This window comes from Arthrobacter ruber, assembly GCF_002954225.1.
In the GTDB taxonomy this organism is placed as follows: domain Bacteria; phylum Actinomycetota; class Actinomycetes; order Actinomycetales; family Micrococcaceae; genus Arthrobacter_D; species Arthrobacter_D ruber.
This window is the reverse complement of the sequence record NZ_PPTH01000011.1, coordinates 103,794-130,452: the sequence shown is the minus strand read 5'-3', so window position 1 is coordinate 130,452 and position 26,659 is coordinate 103,794. Positions and strand designations below refer to the sequence as shown.

The following is a 26,659-nucleotide window of genomic DNA, read 5'->3' as shown; positions in this document are numbered from 1 at the left end:
CCTCGGCACGACCGCCATCGACTACGCGGGTGAGCACGGCGTCCGGTCCGCGCGGGCATCCGAGTCGGGCCCGGGTGCCACGTCCGAGGGCGACGACGAGACCCCCGGTCCCGACCCCCGCCCCCTGGCATAGACCGCTGTCCCGTCGGAGCCCGCCGGTGAGCACCGGCGGGCTCTGCTGTGCGCGGGACCGTGACGCTGCGGGTCGCGGGTTCGCGCGGTCCGGCGCATCCGACGTCGTGCGCTCTCCCGGCCACGCCATAATGGGGGAGTGAATTCCTCGAGGGCCCTCCTGGTCTGGGCGGCCGGTGTCGTGGCGTATCTCGTCGCGGTGACGCAGCGCACCTCCTTCGGGGTGGCGGGTCTGGAGGCGACGGAGCGCTTCGACGCCTCGGCCTCGCAGCTGTCGATCTTCACGGTGGTGCAGTTGCTCGTCTATGCGGCCCTGCAGGTGCCGGTGGGCGTGCTCGTGGACCGCTGGGGTCCCCGGGCGCTCATCGTGACCGGCGGCGCGCTGATGGCGCTGGGCCAGGCGCAGCTCGCCTTCGCCGACTCGGTCGGGGAGGGTATCGTCGGTCGCCTGCTCGTGGGCGCGGGGGACGCGATGACCTTCATCAGCGTCCTTCGGCTGCTCCCGGCCTGGTTCGAGCCGCGACGCATCCCGATCCTCACGCAGTGGACCGGCATCGTGGGTCAGCTCGGGCAGGTTGTCTCGGTCATCCCGTTCGTGGGGCTGCTCTCGACCTTCGGGTGGCAGCCGGCCTTCCTCTCGGCCGCGTCCCTCTCCGCGATCGCCGTCGTGCTCTCCGTGGCCGTCATCCGGGACTCGCCGCTGGCGGGTGGTGAGCGCACCCCGCAGACGCTCCGGCAGACCGGCCGTTCCCTCGCCGAAGCGTGGAAGCAGCCGGGCACGCGCCTGGGCCTCTGGTCACACTTCACCATCCAGTTCCCGGGCACGGTGTTCGTGATCATGTGGGGCTACCCCTACCTCGTGCGCGCGGAGAAGGTCGGGGAGGGCGCGGCCTCCGCGCTGATGACCCTGTTCGTGGCGGTGGGTATCGCGTGCGGGCCGTTCCTCGGGCGCTACGTGGGGCTGCACCCCCTGCGGCGGTCCACCATGGTGCTCACCATCGCCGCACTGATAACCGGCGCCTGGCTCGCGGTCCTGCTGTACCCCGGGCCCGCGCCCCTGCCGCTGCTGATCCTGCTGGTGGTCGCCCTGGCGATCGGCGGCCCCGGTTCGATGATCGCCTTCGACTTCGCCCGCACCTTCAATCCGGCCGCGCGGATCGGGACGGCGACCGGCATCGTGAACATCGGGGGGTTCACGGCCTCCCTGCTGTCGATGTTCATCATCGGGGTGGTCCTCGACGTCCTCCTCGGCAGCGGCTTCTCGCAGGGCGAGCTGTACGCCCTGCCCTCGTTCCGCCTCGCGATGGCCGCCCAGCTCGTCGTCCTCGCGACCGGGGCGATCGCCGTCGTCATCGTGCGGCGCAGGGTTCGGCGTCGTATGGCCGAGCAGGGCGTGGTGGTCCCGCCCCTCCGCGACGCCCTGGCGCGGGAACACCGCCGTCGACGGGAGCAGAAGATGGATCGGAGGAACCAGGGCGGGTAGGCGGTATCCCTCCCTTCGGGCCGGTCCGGTTGTCCACATAGGGCGTATCCGTCACGCGGGCCTGGCGCGCGAGGAGCAGGGTATCTGCATGTCATCTCCATCGAGCCCCGCTCCTGGCGGTCCGGCGTCCCCGTCCTTCACCATCACCTCGCCTGCGGACATCCTGTCCTACGTACCCCACGCCCTCGGCTTCATGCCCGCGGAGAGCCTGGTCGTCCTGACCACCACGGGCACGAGGCTGGGGGCGATGCTGCGGGTGGACCTGCCCGCCCAGGGGGCGGATCCGCTGGCGTTCGCCGAGGGGGTGGTGTCCTTCCTGCGGGGGGATCCCGAGGCCGACGGCACACTCGTCGTCGTGTACACGCGCGAGGAGTGGCACCGGCTCCGCCCTCCTCCGCACGAGGATCTGCTGGACGACCTCGAGATGGCCCTGAAGCTCGAGGGCTTTCCCGTCCGGGCGGGGTGGCTCGTGTCGGGGAGCGGGTGGCGGGACTACTTCTGCCGGGACGAGCGGTGCTGTCCCTGGCCGGGCACACCGCTCGACGCCGTGGTGCACAGTGCCCTGAACGCGGAACTGATCTTCGGCGGCAGTGCCTTCGACGCGTCGGCACCGGAAGCAGTCCTCCGCGCCGCGCCGGCCGTGGCCCCGCGCGATGGATGGTCGGCGAACCCCGGTGCCGTGGAGGACGCCCAGGCCCACTTCGCCGCGCGATGCGCCGGCCGCTGGATCTCCCAGGGGCAGTTCACCGCGACGTCCGCCCTCTGGGACGTCGTCCTGCTACACCCGGGCACGTTCCATGTGCAGGCCGAACCCGAGGTCGCGGGCTTCCTGCTGGCGAGCATCGAGTGCCGCACGGTCCGCGACTTCCTGCTCGCCAGTGCATGCCTGGGGTCGACCGCGGCGCTCGACGGCGCGCGGGCGTGTGGCCTGCTCGACTGCGACGTCCTCGGGCCCGACCCCGAGCCGGGCCCGCTCGACCCCGGCTTGACTCCCGATCGGCCGGAACCCGGTGCCGCCGCCTGGGCCGTGCCGGCGGTGCGCGGCCTAGCGGTGTCGCCCGTGGCGCTGCGTCAGGCCCTGGAGGTGACGCGCGCCGCTGTCGCTGCTGCTGATCCGACCGCTCCGACGGCGGCTTCGACGGCCGCCTCGGCCACTGCCCCGACGACTGCTCCCGCCGCTGCGGAACCGACTGCTGCCGCGGTGGCTGCTTCGACCGCAACCGTGGAGCGATCGGGTGGCCGGGGCCACGGCGCCGATGCAGCCCTGCTCTACGCGGACCTCCTGGCGGGGCGCTTCCCGGGACCCATCGCGTGGGAGCGGGTCGATGCGATGAGCGAGGTACTCGCGCGGCTCGCGGCGGTGTCGGACGGGGAGTCGAGGGCCGCCGCACTCACCATGTCCGCCTGGTTCGAGTACGCCCGCGGTCGAGGTTCACGGGCAGCGGTGTTCCTCGGGGCGGCCGAGCAGGCCGTTCCCGGATACCGGCTCGCACGCCTGCTCTCCGAACTGCTGCGCCGCGGCGGGCTGCCGGCCTGGGCCAGGCGCCGCTCCACCGCGTGGACCACGGGTGGTGCATCGTCATCGGGCGGGGCGACGTGAGCATCACGTACCTCTGCGACGCCGGTGCCGACAGCAGGCATAAAAGCACCGACATGATTTCCGGGCCGGCGGACAACCGTGAGACAATGACAGTTGAGACCCGGTTGGGTCCGTGCATCAGAACAGACCGAGCATTCCATTCCGGATCCCGCCCCAGAGCGGATTCCGCGGGAATAGCGAGGGCGGCGGGACCGTTTCCCATGGGACCTGGCCTCGCCGGAACTGTCTGATAACCAGCGCGGACTTGACAGGGTCATAGTGGTGTTGTCCCTCTGATGGCACCACACACCGCCGTATGAAAGGTTTTCTGTGCCGGTCAAGAAGACAGCAGCACAGGCGTCGACAGACGCCGGTACCACCACGACCAAGCGCCGGGTAGCGGCCAAGAAGCCCGCCACGAAGGCTGCTTCCTCCGCTGCGGCCGCGAAGGCCTCGACCTCCGATGCCCAGGGTTCGGTGGACACCCTTGACGTGACGGATGCCGCCGTCGACGTCGATCCCGAGGACCTGAAGCCCGAGGCCGCCGAGGTCGCCACGACCACCGGCTTCGTCTACTCCGATGCCGACGACGACGACGCCCCCGCCCAGCAGGTGGTATCCGCGGGCGCCACCGCCGACCCCGTCAAGGACTACCTCAAGCAGATCGGCAAGGTCGCCCTCCTCAATGCCGAGCAGGAAGTGGACCTGGCCCTGCGCATCGAGGCCGGCCTCTTCGCCGAGGAGAAGATCGCCGCCGACCCGGACATGGACCCGAAGCTCAAGCGCGAGCTCGAGTTCGTCATCCACGACGGCAAGCGGGCCAAGAACCACCTCCTCGAAGCGAACCTCCGCCTCGTGGTCTCCCTCGCCAAGCGCTACACCGGGCGCGGCATGCTCTTCCTCGACCTGATCCAGGAAGGCAACCTCGGCCTCATCCGCGCGGTCGAGAAGTTCGACTACACCAAGGGCTTCAAGTTCTCCACCTATGCCACGTGGTGGATCCGCCAGGCCATCACGCGCGCCATGGCGGACCAGGCACGCACCATCCGCATCCCCGTGCACATGGTGGAGGTCATCAACAAGCTCGCCCGCGTGCAGCGCCAGATGCTGCAGGACCTCGGCCGCGAGCCCACCCCCGAGGAGCTCGCCCTCGAACTCGACATGACGCCGGAGAAGGTCGTCGAGGTCCAGAAGTACGGCCGCGAGCCCATCTCGCTGCACACGCCCCTGGGTGAGGACGGCGACTCCGAGTTCGGTGACCTGATCGAGGACTCCGAGGCGGTCGTACCCGCCGACGCCGTGAGCTTCACGCTGCTGCAGGAGCAGCTCCACTCGGTGCTCGACACCCTGTCGGAGCGCGAGGCGGGCGTCGTCGCCATGCGCTTCGGACTGACCGACGGACAGCCGAAGACGCTGGACGAGATCGGCAAGGTCTACGGCGTGACCCGCGAGAGGATCCGTCAGATCGAATCGAAGACCATGTCCAAGCTGCGCCACCCCTCGCGCTCCCAGGTGTTGCGCGACTACCTGGACTGATCAGGACTCCGGAGACCAGCAGCTACCCGCACAGGGCCCCTTCCTTCGGGAGGGGCCCTGTGTCGTTCCCGGACGGCGGGGCTGCCGCGAGGAACGTGATTCGGGAGCAGCGCGGGGCCGCCGCAGCCCGGACGGTCCCGGAACGCAGGAGGGCCCCCTCCGAGGAGGGGGCCCGTCCTTGTGCTGTCAGCGCCTGTACACGGGGCGCCTGTGTCTGTGGGTGGTGCGAGTCCTGGCGGAATCAGTCGCCTGCGACGGCCGGCTTCTCGTGGAGCCGCTGCGTCTCGTCCTGCCACTCCGAGGTGAGCGGCTTCAGGTTCGCTTCGACGGCGCGCGCGTGGTGGCCGCAGAAAAGAAGCTCTCCACCGGAGGACTGGAGGACGGCCCGCACGTAGGCCTGGGCGCCGCATCGGTCACAGCGGTCCAGGGCAGTGAGTTCGCGAGTTGCTACTGCAGTGGTCATGAATGTCTCCTCATGTGGATCGTCTACTCATATAACCACTATTCGTCGCAGCCCCTTCGCAGGCTGGGCCTCCTTTCGCTCCGGGCGTACCAGGGGTATGGGTCACACTCGGAGCCCGCGGCGAGCCCGTCGGGACGCGCCTGCCGGGCGGTGTCGGTCCCGGGTAATAAACTGGAGCTACACGGTCCCCCCGGAAGACACCCGCCTGACGCCTGTCCTGGACCGCGCCCGTTCCGCCAAGGAGACAGCCCCACCGTGACACCCCCCACCTCGGACTACACCGCCCGGCACCTCTCGGTCCTCGAGGGCCTTGAGGCGGTGCGCAAGCGTCCCGGCATGTACATCGGGTCCACGGACTCCCGCGGCCTCATGCACTGCCTCTGGGAGATCATCGACAACTCGGTGGACGAAGCCCTTGCCGGTCACGGCCAGAGCATCACCGTGATCCTGCACGCGGACGGCTCGGTGGAGATCCACGACGACGGCCGCGGTATCCCCGTCGACATCGAGCCCAAGACGGGCCTGACCGGGGTGGAGGTGGTGTTCACCAAGCTGCACGCCGGCGGCAAGTTCGGCGGCGGCTCCTACACCGCCTCCGGCGGCCTCCACGGCGTGGGGGCGAGCGTCGTCAACGCGCTGTCGTCCCGACTCGACGTCTTCGTGGACCGTGGCGGCAAGACCTATGCCATGTCGTTCCGCCGCGGCGAACCCGGCATCTTCGACGACGGCAGGACGCCGTCGCCCACCTCGTCCTTCGAGCCCTTCCTCGACGGTTCCCGCCTCGAGATCGCAGGCACCACCAAGCGGGGCGTGACCGGGACGCGCATCCGTTACTGGGCGGACCGCCAGATCTTCACGCCCGACGCCGCCTTCTCGTACGAGGAGCTGCAGACCCGCGCGCGACAGACCTCCTTCCTCGTCCCGGGCCTCCGCATCGTGCTCCGCGACGAACGGAAGCTCCCCGGCACGCCGGGCGAGTCGGGGCCCGTGGAGGAGGTCTTCCAGCACGACGGCGGCATCTCGGAATACGCCGAGTTCCTCGCGCTGGATGCGGCCGTCACGGACGTATGGCGCTTCCAGGGCTCGGGCCGCTTCAAGGAGTCGGTGCCCGTGCTGGACGAGCGCGGCCACAGCCGGATGGCGGAGGTCGAGCGCGACTGCGACGTCGACATCGCCCTGCGCTGGGGGATCGGCTACGAGACGACGGTCCGCAGCTACGTCAACATCATCGCGACCCCGAAGGGCGGGACGCACCAGAGCGGGTTCGAGCAGGCGCTGCTCAAGACCTTCCGCAAGGTGATCGAGGCGAATGCGCGCAAGCTGAAGGCGGGCAGCGACAAGATCGAGAAGGACGACGTCTTCGCGGGACTGACGGCCGTGCTCACGGTGCGCCTCGCCGAGCCGCAGTTCGAGGGACAGACCAAGGAGATCCTCGGCACCTCCGCCGTCAAGGCCATCGTGGCGAGGGTCGTCGAGAAGGAGCTGCAGGCACGCCTGTCGTCCTCGGCGCGCAACGACAAGGCCCAGTCGGCACTCCTGCTGGAGAAGGTCGTCGCCGAGATGAAGTCCCGCATCTCGGCACGTGTGCACAAGGAGACGCAGCGGCGCAAGAACGCCCTCGAGACCTCGACCATGCCGGCCAAGCTCGCCGACTGCCGCATCGACGACCCGGAGCGCTCCGAGCTGTTCATCGTCGAGGGCGACAGCGCCCTGGGCACCGCCAAGAACGCGCGGTCCTCCGACTACCAGGCACTCCTGCCGATCCGGGGGAAGATCCTCAACGTGCAGAAGGCATCCGTGGGTGACATGCTGTCCAACGCGGAGTGCGCCGCCCTGATCCAGGTCATCGGGGCCGGCTCGGGGCGGAGCTTCCAGCTGGACGCGCGCCGGTACGGGAAGGTCATCCTGATGACCGACGCCGACGTCGACGGTGCGCACATCCGCACGCTGCTCCTGACGCTGTTCTTTCGGTACATGCGCCCGCTGGTCGAGGCCGGCAGGGTCTACGCCGCCGTGCCACCCCTGCATCGCGTCGAGGTCATCAACGGCGGCTCGAAGGCCAACGAGATGATGTACACGTACTCCGAGGCGGAGCTGACGCGTCTGCTCTCGATCCTCGAGAAGAAGGGCAGACGGCACAAGTCCCCGATCCAGCGCTACAAGGGACTCGGTGAGATGGACGCGGACCAGCTGGCGGAGACCACCATGGATCCGCGGCACAGGACGCTGCGGCGCGTCCGCATCCAGGAGGCCGAATCGGCCGAGCGCGTCTTCAACCTCCTGATGGGCAGCGACGTCGCGCCGCGGAAGGACTTCATCGTCGCCGGGGCAGCATCGCTGGACCGCGACCGCATCGACGCCTGACGGATCGGGCGAGGCCGGCCGGCCGACGCATCCTCCGCCGGCACCGGGCACCATGGGGGCGGAAGCGCCGGAGCGTCGGGGTGCTATGGGTAGCGCCGGTGCTGCGTTCAGCCCAGGAGCTCGGGGGCGACCAGCAGCACGGGCGGAACCACCAGCAGCATCCCGGCGGTGGACAGGGCCAGGCCCTGCTGGATCCGGTTCAGCGGCGGCAGGGGAGTGAGCAGCCGTCGGAGCCTGTGCGCCGTGGACCGGGCATCGGCGGCGCCGCCGGAGACGTCGGACGCCCCGGGCACCGGCCCACTCCGGCCCTCCTCGCCCAGGGGGTCGTCCAGTGCGTCGGCCGGTGACGGGAGGGCGCCGGACCCCACGATGGCGATGGCACGGACGAGCGTGGGTTCGTCCACGTGGCGCAGGGCCTCGTCGTCGGCCAGCATCTCGATCAGTTCGCTGACCGAACGCTGGGCCAGCTGGGAGGTGGGGAGCCACGGCAGCGCCGCGCGCCATGCGGCGAAGGCCCACAGCAGCAGGTGGTGGCGCTGATGGAGATGTGCGTTCTCGTGGGTCAGGACGGCGTCGAGCTCCGCGCGACTCAGGAGGTCCATGAGTCCGTCCGACATGACGGTCACGGAGCGCGCGCCGCCGGGCAGGCAGTATGCGACGGGCGCGGGGTGGCTGATCACCAGTGTTGCCGGCTGGTCGGCGGCGGGGGAGCTCAGCAGGTTGAGCATGTCCCGGTGACGGCTGCGCTGCCGCCGGATGCGCACGAACGTCAGTGCCAGGGTGAAGACGAGGTGGCCGAACAGCAGGGTCGCGGCACTGATGGCGAAGACGTGGATCACGCCGAGGGTCTGGGCGGAGTCGTCGTCGAACAGGATGCTGAAGAAGCCGGCCGAGGCGGAGACGAGGTTGTCACCGAGCGGCTCGAGGCCCCAGACGAGCATCGCCCCGATCATGGACAGCCCGCCGGCGAGCGCGATCGACTGCCACAGCACCATTGCGGTGAACGGCGCCCGGGCAGGCCACGCGGCGCGGGAGAGCGCGATGGGAGCGGGCCACGCGAGGATGATCGCGAGTGCCGCGAGCAGGTAGGAGGCCCAGAACACCGGTGGGTCAGCTGCCGCCGAGCAACTTACGGAGGGTCTCGGCCTCGGACGCGGTGACGCTGCCGATGAATCGCGCGAGGACGGCTTCGCGGTCGGGTGCCGTGACGAGCACTTCGTGCATGAGTTCCGCCGTGTGGTCCTCGCGGCTCGTGACGGACCTGTAGCGGTGCGGGCGGCTGTCGCGCTCCCGCTCCACCAGGCCCTTCTTCTCGAGGCGTGACAGCACCGTGAGGACGGTGGTGACGGCGAGCTCGCGGCCGACTTCACCCGAGGGCGCCTCGGCGATCGCGTCCCGGAGCCGGTTGGCGGTCATCGCTTCCGGCGTTGCCCACAGCAGGTCCATCACTGTGCGTTCGAGGTCTCCGAGTGTTGCCATGTTCTTCCTTCGATCAATGCACGACCGCGATCCGCCGCGGATCCCGGCCCGCTCCCCGGAGGGAGCCACCAAGGGTGGTTTATCCAACCTACCGCCTCTGGGCGAACATTTCTACTCCACGTAGAAAAGATCCTGCGTTTATTCTACGATGTGTAGAAGAAAGTTTTCTACCGCTTGTAGAAGTTTGCTCCCGTCGCTGGACGGCACAGCTGAAAGGGTCTGATGGAAGCTCTGGAGATTGCCAGGTGGCAGTTCGGGATCACCACCGTCTACCACTTCCTCATGGTTCCGCTCACCATCGGGCTCGGTCTCCTGGTCGCGCTGATGCAGACCGCCTGGCACCGCACGGGCAAGGAGCACTACCTCCGCATGACGAAGTTCTGGGGGAAGCTGTTCCTCATCAACTTCATCATGGGCGTGGCCACCGGCCTCGTGCAGGAGTTCCAGTTCGGCATGGCCTGGAGCGAGTACAGCCGCTTCGTCGGGGACGTCTTCGGGGCGCCCCTGGCGATGGAGGCACTCCTGGCCTTCTTCGTCGAGTCGACCTTCCTCGGTCTCTGGATCTTCGGCTGGAACCGCCTTCCTCGGCTGATCCACCTGCTGTCCCTCTGGGCCGCCGTCCTCGCCTCGGTCTTCTCCGCCTACTTCATCCTCGTCGCCAACTCCTGGATGCAGCACCCCGTGGGCGTCGAGATGGTGGACGGCAGGCCCGTGATGGTGGACGCCTGGGCGGTCTTCACCAACAACACCGCCCTCGTCGCCTTCCCGCACACGCTCTTCGGTGCCCTCGCGGTGGCCGGTGCGTTCCTCCTCGGTATCAGCTGGTACCACCTGTGGCGGCGGCGCCACGACGGCCTCGACATCCTCGCAGCGGACGGCACCCTCACCGTCGGTGATCCGGCCGGCGCCCGCGACGCCGTGGACCACCGGGTCTGGCTCCGCTCCGCGCGGGCCGGCGCCGTCGTCGCCATGATCGCATTCGCCGGCACGGGCATCACGGGTGACCTGCAGGGCAAGCTGATGTTCGACCAGCAGCCCATGAAGATGGCGGCCGCCGAGGCCGCCTGCCACGACGGCACCGGATTTTCCATCCTGTCCGTCGGCAACCTCGGCGCGCAGAGCTGCGACGACATCACAGCGGTCATCGAGGTCCCCGGCGTGCTCTCCTTCCTCGCCAACGGCGACTTCACCACCGAGGTCAAGGGCGTGAACACCCTCCTACCCGAGTACCAGGAGAAGTACGGCACCACGCTCCCGGATGATGCGATGTACGGCGAGCGCGCCGGCACGGAGATCGACTACCTACCCGTCATGGAGGTCACCTACTGGGGGTTCCGCATCATGATCGGCTTCGGCGCGATCGCCGCGGCTGCGGCAGGGGCGGCCCTCTGGGTCCTCCGCAGGGGGACGGTCCCGGAGTCCCGTTGGCTCATGCGCCTCGCGGTGTTCGGGATCCTCGCACCCTTCGGTGCCAACGCGGCGGGCTGGATCTTCACCGAGATGGGCCGTCAGCCGTTCGTCGTCGCACCCAATCCCGATTTCTCGGGCGTCGACAGCGTCTTCATGTTCACTGCCGCGGCCGTCTCACCCGGCGTCACCGTCGCCGAGCTGATTCTCTCGCTCGTGGCCCTGACCACCGTGTACGCCGTCCTGCTCGTGGTCGAGGTGAAGCTCTTGTTCACCTACGTCCGCGGTGGCACCGCCTCCGCGATGCCGGAGCTGGCGCATTCCGACGACGACTCCGCTCCTGGCGCCGGCGGGAAGGACGACGGCGATGTCCTCGCCTTCGCCTACTGACCCGGCGGCCGGCCCCGGCGCACGCGGCACGGCGGACCCGGCCGGCAGACCGGTGGCGGGCCTGGCCACCGGTCCGGCCATCGGCCGCAAGACCGCGCCGCCGTCACGCCCTGATTCCCCGATCCCGAACGACTGGAAGGCTCCACGATGACCGAGGCCCTGCCTACGCTCTGGTTCGTCCTGATCGCCGTGCTGTGGGCCGGTTACCTCTTCCTCGAGGGGTTCGATCTGGGCGTGGGCATGCTCATGAAGCTCATGGCCCGCAACGACACCCAGCGGCGCGTGCTGCTCAACACGGTCGGCCCGGTCTGGGACGGCAACGAGGTGTGGCTCGTCACGGCCGTCGGTGCCATGTTCGCCGCCTTCCCGCACTGGTACGCCTCACTGCTGTCGGCGCTCTACCTGCCCTTCCTCCTCGTGCTGCTCGGCCTGATCTTCCGCGCCGTCGCCTTCGAGTGGCGCGGCAAGCGCGACAGCGACGCATGGCGCACCCGGTGGGACTGGGCCATCGCCGTCGGGTCCTTCACCGCGGCGGCCGGGATCGGCGCGGCCCTGGCACTGACGACGACGGGACTGCCGCTCGACGCCGACGGCAATCGCGTGGGAGGCGCCCTCGCGTGGGCCACGGCACCGGCGCTCCTCGGGGCCGCCGCCGTCGTGCTGTTCTGCCTCGTCCATGCCGCCGCGTTCATCGCGCTGAAGACCGAGGGCGGTGTGCGGGGCCAGGCGGAGCGCCTGTTCCGCCGGCTCCTGCCCGTCGCGATGCTCCCGTTCCTGGGGTGGGCGCTCCTCGTGCAGGTGGACTCGGGATCGACCCTCACCTGGCTCGCCGTGGTCCTCGCCGTCGCGGCACTCGCGGCGTCCTACCGGTCCGCAGCCGGCGGCCGGGACGGCCGCGCGTTCGCCGCCCTCGGCGTCGGGATGCTCGCGCTCGTCGGGTCGATCTTCACTGCGGTGTTCCCGGTCGTGCTGCCCTCGACCCTGGACGGCGCTTTCCACCTGACGGTCCAGAACGCCTCGTCCTCGCCCTACACGCTCGGCCTGATGAGCATCGTCGCGTGCTTCGGCCTGCCGCTCGTGCTCGCGTACCAGGCGTGGACGTACTGGGTCTTCCGGCGGCGCGTGTCCGAGGCGAGCATCCCCAAGGCACACCCCGTGGTGGCCCTGTGAGCGCCGCCGGCGGGACACCCGACCCCGCGGCGTCCCGTCGCAGCCCCCTGGCCGTGCTGACATCGGGCGGACCGGCCGGGGCCGCAGGGTCGACGTCGGCCGTGTATCTCCTCGGGGTGCTCGCCGCAGCCCGCGCCGGAGGACTCGTGCTCATGGCCCAGGCACTCGCCCTGGGTATCGCCTCTCTCGCGGCAGGGTCGCTGGACGTCCGCGCGGTCCTGCTCCAGGGCGTCCTCGGCGCGGTCCTGCGTACCGTCGCCGGCTGGGGTCAGGACGCCACCGCCGCGCGCCTCGCCGTCGGCGTGAAGGAGCGGCTGCGGGAGGCCGCGCTGCTGCGCGTGCTCGACGACGGAGGCACCACGTCCGCGGCCGCACCCGGCAGCGGCCAGGGGTCCCTCGCGGTGCTGCTCACCCGCGGTATCGACGGCCTCGACAAGTACTACACGCAGTATCTGCCCGCACTGATCACGTGCGCCGTGGTGCCGCTGCTCGTCGGCGTGCGGGTCCTCGCGGCCGATTGGGTCAGCGCCCTCATCATCGTCCTCACGGTGCCGCTGGTGCCCGTGTTCATGGCCCTGATCGGCCTGCACACGCAGGAGCGCACGCAGCAGGCGGCCGCGGCGCTGGGACGCCTGTCCGACCACCTCCTCGAGCTCGCCCGGGGGCTCCCGGTCCTCGTGGGCCTCGGGCGTGCGGCGGAGCAGACGCGGGCGCTGCGTGACATCGCCGGTGCGTACACCTCCCGCACCATGACGACGCTGCGCACGGTGTTCCTCTCCTCCCTCGCCCTCGAACTCATCAGTACCATCTCGGTGGCCGTCGTCGCGGTGTTCGCCGGGGTCCGCCTGATCCACGGCGACCTGGGGCTGGAGACGGCCCTGATCGCGCTGATCCTGGCACCGGAGTGCTACGGCCCGCTCCGCGACGTCGGCGCCGCGCACCACGCCAGCGAGGACGGCGAGGAAGCCGGAGCGCGTGTGCGTGCGGTCATCGAGGCTCCTGCGGCGGGTCCGGCCGCCCTCGTCCCGCCCATGGAGGATCCGGCCGGCGCCGTTCCCGACCCGGAGGCTGCCCGAGCGGTGGTCGCTGCCCGAGCGGGCGGCGACCTCCGGATCGAGGGGCTGACCGCGCGCTACGACGGCCTGCTCGAGCCGGTCCTCGCGGACGTCTCGTTCGTCGTCGAGCAGGGCTCGGTCGTGGCCCTCCGCGGCCCCAGCGGGTCGGGCAAATCGACGCTCATGCGCGTGCTGGCCGGGGGAGCGGCGGTCCCGGCCGGGCTCCGGACGGAAGGACGCATCACGGGCCTGCCGGAGGGCGTCGCGTGGGTGCCGCAGCATCCGGAGCTCCTGATGGAGACGGTCCGCGCGGAGCTGGCCCTGTACGGCGGACTCGACGAGGACGCCCCTGCCATCGACCACCAGCTCGACGCCGTCGGCGCCGCAGGACTGGCCGACCGGCACACCGGGCAGTTGAGCCCGGGGGAGCTGCGGCGTGTCGCCGTCGCCCGCGCACTGTCGAGGGCGCAGGATCCGTCGGTCGGCCTGCTGCTGCTCGACGAACCGACGGCCCACGTGGACCCGGACGCGTCGCGTGCCATCCGCTCGGCCATCGAGGCGCGCCGGCCGGGGCTCACGGTCCTGCTGATCGCGCACGACGACGAGACGGCAGCCATCGCGACCGTCGAGGTACGCCTCGACGCGCAGCGGGTCGACGCGCTCGCCCCGGTCGGTGTCCCCACTGCGGGATACCGATCAGTGGCTCTCCGTGCTCAGCGCGCTCTCACGCACGCCCGCGTGCTCGCCGGACCGCACGCGGCCTCATCGGACGCGACCGGACCGCACACCGGCGCACCGGACACCGCACGGCACGCTGCCGGACGACAGGTGGCGCCGTGCACCGCGCCGCCCGCCGCCCGGCCCGCTCCCGTACCCGGTGACACCGCGCCGGGGAAGGAGAGCCCTGCACGACCGACCCGGGAGGTCTCCCTCCTCCGGTCGGGGCGCGACGTCCTCGCCCTCGTGCGGCCCTGGGACCGTCGTTTCGCGGCCGCGGCGGCGCTCGGTCTCGGCGCCTCGGTCTTCGCCGTCGCACTCACTGCCCTGAGCGGCTGGCTGATCGTGCGCGCCGCCGAGCAGCCGCCGATCCTGTACCTGCTCACCGCCATCGTCGGTGTCCGGTTCTTCGGGATCGGGCGGTCCCTCCTGCGCTACGAGGAACGCCTCTGGCTGCACCGCGCCGTGTTCCACCGGGCCGACGACACACGCCTGCGCCTGTGGACCGGGCTCCTCCGATCGGGGTCCTCGTGGCGGACCCTGGCCCGCGGGTCCGGCGGCGTCGAGCGGCTCGTCGGCGACATCGACGAACTGCGGGACCTCTCGTCCAGGGCCCTGCTGCCGTTCCTCACGGCGGTGCTCACCGGACTCGCGGCACTCGTCACGACCGCCGTCCTGCACCCCGCATCCCTGGGCTGGCAGGCTCTGGCGGTCGGCGTGGCCGTCGTCGTCGCTCCCGTCGTGGCCGTGCTCCGCGAGCGGGCGGCGGGAGCCGCGGCCGTGCAGGTACGCGCGGATGCCCTCGCGCGGGTCACCGGCCTGCTGGCGGCAGCGCCCGACCTCCGGGTGAACGGAGCGCACCGGGCCGCACTGGAGTCGACGCGCCGCCTGGACCGTGCGGCATCGGCTGCCGCACGCCGGTCGGCAGCCGCCGCGGGAGCAGCGACCGCGCTGATCATCGCCGCGTGCTGCACCGCGTCGCTCGGCATCCTCGTGCACTCGGCCGCCCTGCCCGTGGACACGACGGCGGTGCTCGTGCTCATGCAGCTCGCGCTGGTCGAGCCCTTCGTCGCCGGTGCATCGGCCGTGCAGCACTGGGGCCCGCTGTCCGCCGTCGCCCGCCGCATCCTCCCGGTGCTCGTGCCGCCGCAGGACGGGGATGCCCCCGTGGCCGACGGTGACGGACCGGCCCTGGTACCGGTGAGGCGGCTGGACCTGGAAGGCGCAGGAGTAGGGTACGAACCCGGCCGGCCGGTGGTCACCGACGTGGACCTGCACCTCGCCCCGGGGACCTGGACGGCCCTCACCGGCCCGTCCGGCAGCGGGAAGTCCACCCTGATCGGAGCCCTGGCAGGGTTCCTGCCGCTCGAGCAGGGACGGCTGCTCGCGGACGGCATGCAGGTCCCCGACGGGGCGGCGCCGTTCGTCGCCTGGTGCCCGCAGGAGAGCCACCTGTTCAACTCGAGTCTGCGTTCCAACCTGCAGCTCGCGCGATCCGCCGGGGATGCTGCGACCGACGACGAGCTCGAGGGTGCCCTGCGCGCGGTGGGACTCACGCCGCTGGTGTCCGGTCTCGAGGACGGCCTGGACGCGCAGGTCGGTGCCGGGGGATCGCGGCTGTCCGGCGGGCAGCGGCAGCGGCTCGCCGTCGCGCGAGCACTGCTGACACGCTCCGGCGTCCTCCTCCTCGACGAGCCCACCGCGCACCTCGACGCCGAGGGCGCCCGCTCACTGCTCGAGGACCTGCGGCGCGGACTGACCGGCACGGCGGTCCTGCTAGTGACGCACGACGCCGATGAGGCGATGCTGTGCGACGACGTGGTCGAGCTGCGGGCCGCCATCCCCTCCTGCGCGTAACGCTCCGCACGGGCGGACCCGCCCTGCCATACGCTGGGATCATGAGTACCTCCGACACGCCCGGGCAGCATCCCGACACCGGGAGCGCTGCAGCACCCGAGGCCCCGACGCTGCCCGGGATGCTGCAGTGGCGTCCGCTCACCTACGCCGACATCGACGGCTGGCTCGCGCTGGTCCGCCGCATCGCGGCCGTCGACGAGCCGGACTGGGTGGAGCAGCGCGCCGACCTCGAGCAGGCACTGCGGGCCTCCAAGAACGACCCGCGCCGCGACACCGTCGCAGGGTTCGACGGGGACGGTACGCCCCGCGCCTTCGGCCGCCTGTCGATGAACACGGGGTCCTCGCTCGTCCACGGTGGCGGCGGTGTGGACCCGGAGTGGCGCGGACGGGGCATCGGGCGGGCCGTCCTCGCCTGGCAGGTGCTGCGGGCACGCGAGCGTCTGCGCGAGACCGGCCAGGCGGAGGGGACCTTCAGGAACTACGTCGAGGAACGCAATCCGTCGCACTTGGCCCTGCTCAGGGCGAGCGGGAGCACCATCGTGCGGTACTTCACCGAGATGACGAGGCCGCTGGACCAGCCGATCCCCGACCTGCCCTTTCCGCCGGAGCTGGAGCTCCTGAGCTTCGCCGAGGGTGCCCACCGGAACATCACGGAACTGGTCCGCCTCGCCCACAACGACGCCTTCCAGGACCACTGGGGGAGCGAGCCGCGCGACCAGGAGTCATGGCAGTTCACCGTCACCCATCCTGAATTCCGCGCCGACTGGAGCCTGGCGCTCCTGGACCCGGCGACGGGCGAGGTGGCGGCCTACCAGTTGGCCAGCTTCGACCCCGACTCCCCGGAACTGCTGGGCCACGCGGAGGGGTACACGGACCTGCTGGGTGTGCGCCGGACCTGGCGCGGCCGCGGATTGGCCCCGGCGCTCCTGGCCGAGGCGATGAAGCGCTACCGGGCCGCCGGGATGGACAACGCGGGTCTGGGCGTCGACACCGAGAACCCTTCAGGAGCTCTCGGGCTGTACGAGCGCATGGGCTACGTGCCGACGCAGCGCGTGATCGTCTTCGACCTGCCCCTCACCGCCGAGGCTGACTGACCGGCGTGGCGGGCGCCCGGCGCGGGTGCCTGCCGGTGGGGACGCTAGAGCAGCGTGCCCTGACCGTCGTCGGACCCGTCCTGAGAGACGGAAGAATCCGATGCGGATCCGTCCACGAGCCGCACCCCGGCGACGGAGGCGTCCGATGCCGCCGGGCCCGCCGACCCGGCCGGCACCACCGGGCGTGACGCCTCGATGAGCCCGGCCAGGCTCGGACCCACGGCGTCGATCTGCTGGGTGAGCGGCACACCCGAGCCGTCACGGCGACCGTGCTCGGTGGGCAGCGCCCGTGCCACGCCGTTCGCCGACGCCGCCCGCGCCGGACCGTGCCCGGCCCAGGCCAGCGACAGCGCGTCCTCGCCGCGCAGGAACCGGTGCGCCCGCACGCCCGCGGTGGCCCGGCCCTTGACCGGGTACTCGGAGAACTCGGTGATCTTCGCCGATCCGGCGGCGGTCCCGGGCAGGGCGTTCCCGGCCGCGGCGACCGTCACCACCACGCCCTGCTCGTCGCCGGGCGCCACCGCGCCGAAGTGCAGTACGGCGTCCCCGGCGGCGAGCTTGATGCCCGCCATGCCGCCCGCCGTCCTGCCCTGCGGGCGCACCGCCGACGCCGGGAAGCGCAGCAGTTGCGCGAGGCGCGTGATGAACACGAGATCGTCGGAATCCGAGGCGGAGGCGACACCCACCACCCTGTCCTTGGGCTTGAGCGCGATGACCTCCCAGTCGTCGCGGTTCAGCGGGTGGTCCGCCTGGACGCGCTTGACGACGCCCTGGGACGTCCCGAGGGCCACCACGCCGTTCAGCAGGGCCAGTCCCACGAGGCTCTCGCCGCGTTCGAGCGTGATGAACTCCGACGACGGCACGCCGCCCGCGAGGTTCGGCACCCCGGCGGTGGGGGGCAGGGCGGGCATGTCCATGACCTGGAGGCGGATCATCCGGCCGGCGGAGGTCACGGCCGCCACCTCTCCTCGGGCCGTCGAGGGCAGCACGGACCGGAAGGCGTCGTGCTTGATCCGCTGCCCGTCACCCAGGGGCTGGCGGTCGGAGGTGCGGGCGAGCTGCCCGGACGCCGAGAGCAGCACCCAGCAGGGGTCGTCGGCGATCTCGAGCGGCATCACGGCCTTGGTGCCCTTGCCGGCAGGGGCGGGCAGCGTGGACCCCTTCAGCGGGGCCGCGGCCTCGGACTCCAGCAGGACCGTCCGGCGCGGTGTGGCGAACTGCTCTGCCAGTTCGGCGAGCTCGTCGGACACGAGGGTGCGCAGGCGTTCCTCGGATCCGAGGATGGCCTCCAGCTCGGCGATCTCCCGGCGGAGCTGCTCCTGCTCCTTCTCCAGCTCGATCCGGGAGTACCGGGTGAGCTGCCGCAGGCGGAGTTCGAGGATGTAGTTCGCCTGGATCTCGGTGAGGTCGTAGATCGCCATGAGCCGCTCGCGGGCGGCTGCCGACTCGTCCGAGGACCGGATGATCTGGATGACCTCGTCGATGTCCACGATCGCGACGAGCAGACCCTCGACCAGGTGCAGGCGGTCACGCTTGCGCCGCAGCCGGTAGGAGGTGCGGCGTCGGACCACGAGGATCCGGTGGGACACGTAGACCTGCAGGAGTTCCCGGAGCCCCAGCGTGCGCGGCTGCCCGTCCACGAGCGCCACGTTGTTGATCCCGAACGAGTCCTCCATGGGCGTGAAGCGGTAGAGCTGGGCGAGCACGGCGTTCGGGTTGAAGCCGTTCTTCAGCTCGATCACCAGGCGGAGGCCGTGGGTTCGGTCCGTCAGGTCCACGATGTCGGAGATGCCCTGCAGCTTCTTGGCGGTGACGGCGTCCTTGATGCGCTCGATCACCTTCTCCGGTCCCACCGTGTACGGCAGTTCGGTGACCACGAGGCCCGTGCGCCGCGCCGACAGCTGCTCCACCGTCACGGTGGCGCGGGTCTTGAAGGAGCCGCGGCCCGTCGCGTAGGCATCGCGCACGCCGTCGAGGCCCACGATCTTGCCGCCGCTCGGCAGGTCCGGTCCGGGGACGAAGCGCGTCAGGTCCTCGAGCGAGGCATCCGGGTGCGCGATGAGGTGGCGGGCCGCCGCGACGACCTCGCCGAGGTTGTGCGGCGGCATGTTCGTGGCCATGCCGACCGCGATCCCGCTGGCGCCGTTGACGAGCAGGTTCGGGAAGGCCGCCGGCAGCACCTCGGGCTGGGTGTGCTCGTTGTCGTAGCTCGGGATGAAATCGACGACGTCCTCGTCGAGGTGGCTGGTCATGGCCAGTGCCGACGGCGCGAGGCGGGCCTCGGTGTAGCGCGGCGCGGCGGGACCGTCGTCGAGGGAGCCGAAGTTGCCGTGCCCGTCGATCAGGGGGAGCCGGAGCGAGAAGTCCTGGGCCATGCGCACCATGGCGTCGTAGATGGCGGTGTCGCCGTGCGGGTGCAGCTTGCCCATGACCTCGCCGACCACGCGCGCGGACTTCACGTGACCGCGGTCCGGGCGCAGGCCCATGTCCGTCATCATGTACAGGATGCGCCGCTGCACCGGCTTCAGGCCGTCCCGCGCATCGGGGAGGGCGCGCGAGTAGATCACGGAGTACGCGTACTCCAGGAAGGACTCCTCCATCTCTGCTTCGACGTCGATGTCGATGATCTTCTCGGTGAAATCCTCCGGCGGTGCGGAGTTCTGGCGCCTGGCCATGTGCGTCGCGGTTCCTCAACAACTCAGGTGATCGGATGGGGTGGTCGGCGCATCTCCGCGCGTCCGGCGGCGGCCCGACCCGGGCCCGAAGCGATGCCGACTACCCTGAGTCTATGGCGACGGACGGACAATACCCGGAATACTGGGAGGCTGATGTCGTCCTGCGGGACGGCGGGACCGGGCACCTGCGCCCCATCTCACCGCTGGACGCGGACGCGGTCCAGGCCTTCCACGTCCGCCAGTCGCAGAACTCCATCTACCTGCGCTTCTTCACGTACAAGGCCAAGCTCAGCGCGAAGGAGCTCAAGCGCTTCACCGAGGTGGACCACCGCGACCGCGTGGCCTTCGTCATCACCCGCGGCGCGGACATCATCGGCATCGGCCGCTACGACCGCCTCGACGACCCGCACGAGGCCGAGGTCGCCTTCAACGTCTCGGACCACCACCAGGGCCGCGGCGTCGGCTCCATCCTGCTCGAGCACCTGGCCGCCGCCGCCCGCGAGAACGGCATCCGGCGCTTCTCCGCCGAGGTGCTGCCCGAGAACCGCAAGATGATCACGGTCTTCGCCGAGGCCGGGTACGAGGTGGAGCGGCACTTCGACGACGGCGTGGTGATGCTGAGCTTCGACATCGACCCCACGCGGAGGTCGCAGGCCGTGATGGAGGCGCGCGAGCACCGCGCGGAGGCCAGGAGCATGAAGGAGCTGCTGACGCCGTCGTCGGTCGCCGTGATCGGCGCGAGCCGGGAGTGGGGCACCGTGGGCTACGCCCTGCTCGAACACCTCACCGACGGCGGGTTCACGGGCCGCGTGTACGCGGTGAACCCGGAGGCCTTCGAGCTGCACGGCATGATCTCCCACGCCTCGCTGGCCGAGGTCCCCGAACCCGTGGATCTCGCCGTCGTGGCCGTGCCGCACGACCAGGTGGACGCGGTGGTGGACGACTGCGCGCGGGCCGGGGTCAAGGGACTGCTGGTGGCGACGGCGGGCTACGCCGACGACGGCGACGACGGGCTCGCCCGGCAGCGCGCCCTGGTGCACAAGGCCAGGGCGCACGGCATGCGCGTGGTGGGGCCCGCCTCGCTGGGCCTCGTCAACACGGACCCGGCGGTCCGCCTGAACGCCTCGATGGCACCGGACCTGCCCCGCCGGGGGGCGCTGTCGCTCTTCAGCCAGTCGGCGGGCCTCGGCGTGCTCCTGTACGCGAGCGCCCACCGCCGCGGGCTCGGGGTGTCCTCGGTGATCTCGGCGGGCAACCGCGCGGACGTCTCGGGGAACGACGCCATGCAGTTCTGGGAGGACGACGCGGGCACCCGCGCCGTCGGCCTGTACTTCGAATCGATCGGCAACCCGAGGAAGTTCTCGCGCATCGCCCGCCGACTGGCCAGGACGAAGCCCGTCATCGTCGCGAAATCCGACGTGACCGGCCTGCAGCTGCCGCCCGGCCACGCCGTCCGGACCACCGAGGCGCCGCCCGGCGCCCTCGACTCGATGCTCCGCCAGTCCGGGGTGATGAGGGTCGAGACGACCGAGCAGCTCATGGACATCGCGCAGATCGTCGCGAGCCAGCCCCTGCCGCAGGGTACCGGCGTGGCCGTGTTCAGCAACTCGTCGGCGCTCGGCAAGGTGGTGGCGGACGGCGTCGCCTCGCAGGGCATGACGGTCGCGCGGCTGGAGACCGGCCTGCAGCTCGACACCGGGCAGTCCGTGGCCCTGCCCGCCCTCGCCGCGGCTGTGGGGGACGCGCTGGGCGAGGAGTCGGTCCACGCCGCCGTCGTGACCACCCTGCCGGCCCGAGGCCTGACGGCGGAGGCGATCGCAGCATGCCTGCAGGAGTGCGCGGAGCGGGCGGGCAAGCCGGTCGTCGCCTCGTTCACGGGCATCCTGGACGTCCGCCTGCAGCTCGACGGGCTCGTGTCGGCGCCGACCCTGTCCCGAGCCCACGCGCAGCACCCCGGGCAGGATGCGGAGCAGGACGGCGTTGATACCGTCCAGGGGCCGCTCGACGCCGGCGCACCCGCGGCGCCGGCGGGCGCGGGTACCGCCGAACGCGAGACCGCCGCCGTCCTGCCCCTGCAGCGCGGCCTGCCCTGCTTCCCGAGCCCGGGAGCCGCGCTCGCGGCACTGGGCGCCGTCGTCAGGTACGCGCAGTGGCGCGCCCGGGATCACGGCGAGTTCCTTGACCCCGACGGCGTCGACGCCGACGAGGCCTCCCGGATCCTGGCGGAGATCCGGACGCGTGTCGCGGACATCGAGCTCACGCGGCTCACGCCGGACGAATGCACCGCCCTGATGGGTGCCTACGGCATCCGGCTCCTGCCCTCGGCCCGTTTCTCGTCCGCCGACGACGCCGTCGTGCAGGCCGGCCGCCTGGGCTGGCCGGTGGCACTGAAGACCATGGACGAGCATCTGAGGCACCGCCTCGATCTCGGCGGCGTGCGACTGAACATCGACGACGCCGAGTCCCTGCGGCGCAACATCACGCGGATGGAGAAGGTGCTCGCGCCCTTCGGCAGCTTCGGCATGGAGGTGCAGTCGATGGCCCCCTCCGGCCAGGCGTGCAGCATCCGGGCCATCGAGGACCCGCTTCTCGGCCCGGTGCTGTCCTTCGGCCTCGCGGGAGACTCCGTCAACCTCCTCGACGACTGGGCCCACGCCGTCCCGCCGCTGAGCACGGGGGACATCGCAGACCTCGTCCGGGCGCCACGCGCGTCCCGCAAGCTCTTCGGCTACCAGGGCCTGCCGCCGGCGGACGTCGCGGCCGTGGAGGACCTCGTGGCCCGCGTGGCGCTGCTGAAGGACCATCATCCCGAGATCGCGCGGCTCGAGTTCAACCCCGTGCTCGTCGCGTCGTCGGGCCTCACCGTGCTCAGCGCGGTGATCGACGTCGGGAACCCCCAGCGGCGAACGGACAGCGCCCGCCGCGCCATGCGCGACTGACGCGTCGCGGGTTAGGCGCAACACGGGCCGGTGGGGGAAACTGGGGGCATGACCCCATCGCTTTCCGCCCAGTGGCGTGACCTCGATGCATCGCTCGAGCGGGCCGGCTTCTACCCACGCCTCGTGGCCGACGTCGTCCACGACGCCCTCGACGGGCGCGAGCCGCTGTCCCACGTCGCGCATCTCGAGACGCACTTCGAGCGCACCGAGGTGCACCGGCACATCACGGTGCTCGTGCTCACGGAGGACATGCTCGTCATCACGCACGTGGACGACCAGCAGCTCGACGACGCGGGCGAGCAGGTCATGGCGCAGATCTCCACCGAATCCGTCCCCGTCAGCCAGATCCGCTCGGTGGTGCTCAGCTACCTCTACGCCCAGCCGCAGGACTACAAGCCCAGCGACCCCGTCCGCGAGATGACGCTCGCGATCGCCTGGTCCGGCGGCCAGCGCCTCGACATCGGCCCCGCCAGCTGCGGCGACCCCCAGTGCGACGCCGACCACGGCCTTACCGGCACCGTGGCGCAGGAGGACATCGTGCTCCGCGTCAGCGCCGAGGCCGACGGCGCGCAGGCGGTGCAGAACGCGAAGGCGTTCGCCCGGGCGCTGCGCAAGGCCAACACGGCGAGCCCCGCGATCGGCGGGTACATCGGCGCACCCGAGGCGACGACCCGGCGCCAGCCGGGCTTCGGCGGACGGTTCAACCGGGCCCACCACCAGCAGTAGCGGTGGCCCTCCCGCACAAGGAGCCCCTCCCGGCTCCGCCCCTCTACGGTGCCTCCACGGTCGCCGAGGTGATGCCCAGCGCAGCCGCGGCGCTCGGCGTCGACGGCTTCCACAACGCCCTGGCGCTGCCGGCCTCCCGCCGGATCGCCATCGTCATGGTGGACGGCCTCGGCATGTCGCTGCTGCGGAAGTACGCGGCACACGCGCCCTTCCTGCGCGAGAGCCTCGACTCCGCCCGCATCCTCTCCTCCGCGTTCCCCTCCACGACGGCGGCATCGCTGGCCAGCGTCGGCACCGGACTGGCGCCCGGACAGCACGGGATGGTGGGGTACGACGTCCTCGATCCCGCTCAGGACCGCGTCGTCAACATGCTCGGCCACTGGGACGCCGGCGTCGATCCCCTCACGTGGCAGCCGCACCCCACGGTCTTCGAGCGGGTGTCCGCGCACCTGCCGGTGGTCACGGTCAGCCAGCCGCGCTTCGAGGACTCGCCGATGACGCGGGCGGCCCTGCGCGGCGCCACCTTCGTCGGCGCAGGCACCATCCACGCGCGGATCGATGCCGCCGCGGAGCACCTGGCGAAGACGCCCATGATGCTCATGTACTTCTACGTCAACGATCTCGACAAGGCCGGTCACCGGTACGGGATCGACTCCCCGGAGTGGGTGCGCGCCCTGGAGGACCTCGACGCCGCCCTGAAGCTCCTGGCCCGCAGGGTGCCGCCGGACACCCTGCTGCTGCTGACGGCGGACCACGGCATGGTGGACGTCCCGCCGTCGGGGCGCATCGACTACTCGGAACGCGAGGACCTGCTGGAGGGCGTCGCCCACACGGCCGGCGAACCGCGCATGCTCCACCTCTACCTCGACCCCGGTGTCCCCGCGGAAGGCCGCGACGCGCTGGCCGCGCGCTGGCACGAGGCGTTCGGTTCCCGTGCCTGGATCCTCACGCGGGAGGAAGCCGTGGCCCAGGGTTACTTCGGAACCGTGGACGACGCCGTCCTGCCCCGCATCGGGGACATCCTCGTCCTGGCGCGCGAGCCGATCGCCCTCATCGACGGACGGCGCGTCCAGGCCGGCGCGTTCGAGATGGTGGGGCAGCACGGCTCCCTCACCCGGGCCGAGCGCGACATCCCGCTGCTGACGCTGAACAAGCCCGCCGGTCCCAGGCGCCGGAGCGGCAGGGGGGCCGGACGTGGCTGAGCTCCTGTTCTTCTCGGGCACCATGGACTGCGGGAAATCCACCCTCGCCCTGCAGATGGACCACAACCACAAGGCCCGCGGGCGGAAGGGGCTGCTGTTCAGCTCCCACGACCGCGCCGGGGAGTCGACGATCTCGAGCCGCCTGGGACTGCAGGTGTCCGCCGTCGAGGTGTTCCCGGACACCGACTTCTGGGTGGAACTGATCGTCCGGCAGACCATGGGGGCCCGGATCGACTACATCATCTGCGACGAGGCCCAGTTCTACACGACCGACCAGATCGACCAGCTGGCGCGCGTCGTGGACGAGATGGACATCGACGTCTTCAGTTTCGGCATCACCTCGGACTTCCGCACCAGGCTGTTCCCCGGGTCGCAGCGCCTCATCGAGCTCGCGGACCGCGTGCAGGTCCTGCAGGTCGAGGCCCTGTGCTGGTGCGGCAAGCGGGCCACCCACAACGCCCGGACGGTGGACGGCGTCATGGTCGTCGAAGGCGACCAGATGGTGGTCGGGGACGTCGACCAGCCCGGTGACCCCGATGCGGTGCTCGGGTCCGCGCTCGATGCCGCGCCCGAGCGGGTGCGGGAGCCGGTCCTGGACGCCGTGCTCGAACCGGTGCCCGACACCGGACCCGGCCGGGCGCCCGACCACCGCCGGGAACCGCTCACCGATACCCGCCGCGAACCGGTGGTCGGTTACGAGACGCTGTGCCGACGGCACCACATGCGCCGGCAGACCTCCAGGACGTCGCCGTCGCTCTACTCCAACGAGATGCCGCTGCCCTTCGAATCGAAGCAGGGATCCGGCAGACTCCGACGATGACGCACACGCACATGGATGCCGAAGCCGCAGAGCGGAGCGACCAAGACCCCCTGAGGGTTCCGTTCTGGATCGTCCTGGCGGGTGTGGGGGCCGGAGCCTTCTGGGCGCTAGCAGGGGTGGCACTGGGAGCCGCCGTCGCCCGTGGCCGCGACGGCGGACACCGACCTCCCCGCAGGACCGGGCGCCGCTAGTCGCCCTTGCGTCCGAAGACGATGTCGTCCCAGCTCGGGACGCTCGACCGCTTGGGCTTGGGCCGGCGCTCCGCCGGCGCCTCGGTGCCGGTCTTCGCCGTGTCCTTCGCCGCCTCCTTGGCCGCGTCCCCGCCCGTGTCCTGCCCGGAGTCGTCGGAGGCCGCCGCGGCCGCGCCGCGACCGGATGCCCTTCCCGCTGCCGGAGCGCCGGGGTCCTGCGTCTCCGGAGCGGGCGGCTGCAGTCGGCGCGCGGGCTGCGCGAAGATGCTGATCTCCCGGGTCTCGGTGCTGACGCCGTCGTAGAGTCTCGGGGTGCCGTCCTCGTGGAGCGTGGCGTCCTGCGCCGCGCCCAGGACGTCGTCGCCGTCCGCCGTGCGGGGCGCCAGCGAGAGACCGGGCACGGGGACGTCCTCGTCCTCCTGCTCGTCGTCGGTACCCTCGGCGTTCCTGGGGTGGGCGGCGGGGATACCGCCACGGCTCAGGAGCTCGGCGAGGGCGTCATCGCCGTCCTCGTCGGCTCCGAGGCGCTGGCCGCGCCGTGAGCGGAGCACGTCCAGCAGGCCGTCCTGATCCGCCGGCAGGGTCTCGGGGGCCTCCTCGGCCTCCGCCTCGAAGTCGAAGACGCGGTCCGCGACGGCGCTGAGCCGGCGGGAGGGCAGCGGGCCGTCGAGCGGCTCCAGTTCGCTGAGCACCTGCGCCCACCGGTTGCCGTTGGCGACCGTCTTCCGGGTCGGGTTGTACGTCCACTGCGCGGGGGGCTCCTCCCCGAGGTCCACCGTCGAACCGTCGGGCAGGTCGAAGGACGCCTCGACGTGCCACGAGCCGTCCTGGCGCCGCCAGGAATCCCACTCGAGCGACGCCGGGTCCATCCCGTAGCTGCGCACCCGGAACGCCACCATGTCCCCGAGCAGGGCGGGGTTGTCGCCGAAGGCGGAGCGGTAGCCGTCGTGGCTCGGCAGGGGGGTCGCGACCTCGACGCGCTGCGCGAGGTACGCCACGTAGTCGCGCTCGGCGCGGACCGGGCCCTCGTACCGCTGCACGTGGGACAGTTCGAGCCCGGACTCGGCGGCGACCTGCTCCGCCGTCGCACCTGCGCGGATGCGCGCCTGGATGTCGCGGGGCGTCAGGGGGACCGGGGCCTTGGCAGGCTTCTGGCGGGGAGCGGCCTGCGGCGGCGCGGGGGCCGGCGAGGCTCCGGAGGTGCTCGCGGTGCGCAGCGCGTCGTCGATGGGCAGCCGGTAGGACGTGCCCTCCTCGCCGCTCAACAGCAGATGTTCGCCATCCACACCCACCAGGCGTAACTCCTGCATCGAATCCTCCAGCCGACAATAATTCCTAGGGGAAACTGTGCCATTGAATGGCGGCCATTCCTACTACGCG

The 26,659-nt window shown here is 71.3% G+C and carries 18 protein-coding genes; 13 read left to right on the top strand and 5 right to left on the bottom strand.

Annotation, left to right across the window (positions count from 1 at the left end):
* Positions 1–271: 271 nt before the first annotated feature.
* The 3 genes from CI785_RS02515 to CI785_RS02505 all read left to right on the top strand — a co-directional run bounded on the left by CI785_RS02515 (position 272) and on the right by CI785_RS02505 (position 4,730).
* Complete coding sequence (locus tag CI785_RS02515; protein WP_105030514.1) at positions 272–1,615, top strand: MFS transporter; 1,344 nt, start codon at positions 272–274, stop codon at positions 1,613–1,615.
* An 88-nt stretch (positions 1,616–1,703) separates the two neighbouring features.
* Complete coding sequence (locus CI785_RS02510; protein WP_105030513.1) at positions 1,704–3,215, top strand: DUF4192 family protein; 1,512 nt, start codon at positions 1,704–1,706, stop codon at positions 3,213–3,215.
* A 309-nt stretch (positions 3,216–3,524) separates the two neighbouring features.
* A complete protein-coding gene (locus tag CI785_RS02505) occupies positions 3,525–4,730 on the top strand; it encodes an RNA polymerase sigma factor (RefSeq protein WP_105030512.1) in 1,206 nt (401 codons plus the stop codon).
* Between the two features lie 241 nt (positions 4,731–4,971).
* Here the strand turns inward: CI785_RS02505 and CI785_RS02500 are convergent, their stop codons facing one another.
* Complete coding sequence (locus tag CI785_RS02500; protein ID WP_105030511.1) at positions 4,972–5,193, bottom strand: DUF7455 domain-containing protein; 222 nt, start codon at positions 5,191–5,193, stop codon at positions 4,972–4,974.
* 255 nt (positions 5,194–5,448) lie between these two features.
* On the opposite strand from CI785_RS02500, the gene CI785_RS02495 reads away from it, so the two are divergent.
* Positions 5,449–7,557, top strand: coding sequence for a DNA gyrase/topoisomerase IV subunit B (locus CI785_RS02495; protein ID WP_105030510.1), 2,109 nt, complete (start codon positions 5,449–5,451; stop codon positions 7,555–7,557).
* 107 nt (positions 7,558–7,664) lie between these two features.
* Here the strand turns inward: CI785_RS02495 and CI785_RS02490 are convergent, their stop codons facing one another.
* Both CI785_RS02490 and CI785_RS02485 read right to left on the bottom strand, forming a co-directional pair.
* Positions 7,665–8,660, bottom strand: a complete 996-nt coding sequence (locus CI785_RS02490) for a M56 family metallopeptidase (RefSeq protein ID WP_105030509.1) — start codon at positions 8,658–8,660, stop codon at positions 7,665–7,667.
* A 7-nt stretch (positions 8,661–8,667) separates the two neighbouring features.
* Positions 8,668–9,036 (bottom strand): BlaI/MecI/CopY family transcriptional regulator, encoded by a 369-nt coding sequence (locus CI785_RS02485; protein WP_105030508.1) that lies wholly within the window; start codon positions 9,034–9,036, stop codon positions 8,668–8,670.
* A 222-nt stretch (positions 9,037–9,258) separates the two neighbouring features.
* Here CI785_RS02485 and CI785_RS02480 point away from each other — a divergent pair, with 222 nt between their 5' ends.
* From CI785_RS02480 to CI785_RS02465, 4 genes are all read left to right on the top strand, one after another.
* Positions 9,259–10,833: a cytochrome ubiquinol oxidase subunit I gene (locus tag CI785_RS02480; RefSeq protein ID WP_105030507.1), complete on the top strand. Its 1,575-nt coding sequence runs from the start codon at positions 9,259–9,261 to the stop codon at positions 10,831–10,833.
* A 147-nt stretch (positions 10,834–10,980) separates the two neighbouring features.
* A complete protein-coding gene (cydB, locus tag CI785_RS02475) occupies positions 10,981–12,003 on the top strand; it encodes a cytochrome d ubiquinol oxidase subunit II (RefSeq protein WP_105030506.1) in 1,023 nt (340 codons plus the stop codon).
* On the top strand, positions 12,000–15,632 hold the full coding sequence (cydC, locus tag CI785_RS02470; protein WP_105030505.1) for a thiol reductant ABC exporter subunit CydC: 3,633 nt from the start codon (positions 12,000–12,002) through the stop codon (positions 15,630–15,632). Before cydB ends, cydC begins: the two co-directional genes overlap by 4 nt.
* 41 nt (positions 15,633–15,673) lie before the next feature.
* Positions 15,674–16,726 (top strand): GNAT family N-acetyltransferase, encoded by a 1,053-nt coding sequence (locus tag CI785_RS02465; RefSeq protein WP_240614960.1) that lies wholly within the window; start codon positions 15,674–15,676, stop codon positions 16,724–16,726.
* 44 nt (positions 16,727–16,770) lie between these two features.
* Here CI785_RS02465 and CI785_RS02460 read toward each other — a convergent pair whose 3' ends face one another.
* Positions 16,771–19,401, bottom strand: a complete 2,631-nt coding sequence (locus CI785_RS02460) for a DNA gyrase/topoisomerase IV subunit A (protein ID WP_105030504.1) — start codon at positions 19,399–19,401, stop codon at positions 16,771–16,773.
* A gap of 113 nt (positions 19,402–19,514) precedes the next feature.
* Between CI785_RS02460 and CI785_RS02455 the strand changes: the two genes are divergently transcribed.
* Genes CI785_RS02455 through CI785_RS16940 form a run of 5 tightly spaced genes read left to right on the top strand, consistent with a single transcriptional unit; the run spans position 19,515 to position 25,279 of the window.
* Positions 19,515–22,340 (top strand): bifunctional acetate--CoA ligase family protein/GNAT family N-acetyltransferase, encoded by a 2,826-nt coding sequence (locus tag CI785_RS02455; RefSeq protein ID WP_105030503.1) that lies wholly within the window; start codon positions 19,515–19,517, stop codon positions 22,338–22,340.
* Positions 22,341–22,388: 48 nt separating this feature from the next.
* Positions 22,389–23,066: a DUF5998 family protein gene (locus tag CI785_RS02450; protein WP_105030502.1), complete on the top strand. Its 678-nt coding sequence runs from the start codon at positions 22,389–22,391 to the stop codon at positions 23,064–23,066.
* Between the two features lie 2 nt (positions 23,067–23,068).
* A complete protein-coding gene (locus CI785_RS02445; RefSeq protein WP_420808205.1) occupies positions 23,069–24,268 on the top strand; it encodes an alkaline phosphatase family protein in 1,200 nt (399 codons plus the stop codon).
* A complete protein-coding gene (locus CI785_RS02440) occupies positions 24,261–25,088 on the top strand; it encodes a thymidine kinase (RefSeq protein ID WP_105030501.1) in 828 nt (275 codons plus the stop codon). The genes CI785_RS02445 and CI785_RS02440 overlap by 8 nt, the downstream gene beginning before the upstream one ends.
* On the top strand, positions 25,085–25,279 hold the full coding sequence (locus CI785_RS16940) for a hypothetical protein (protein ID WP_157940131.1): 195 nt from the start codon (positions 25,085–25,087) through the stop codon (positions 25,277–25,279). The genes CI785_RS02440 and CI785_RS16940 overlap by 4 nt, the downstream gene beginning before the upstream one ends.
* Here CI785_RS16940 and sepH read toward each other — a convergent pair.
* Positions 25,276–26,589: a septation protein SepH gene (sepH, locus tag CI785_RS02435; protein WP_105030500.1), complete on the bottom strand. Its 1,314-nt coding sequence runs from the start codon at positions 26,587–26,589 to the stop codon at positions 25,276–25,278. The two genes, CI785_RS16940 and sepH, sit on opposite strands and share 4 nt — an antisense overlap.
* Positions 26,590–26,659: the final 70 nt, after the last annotated feature.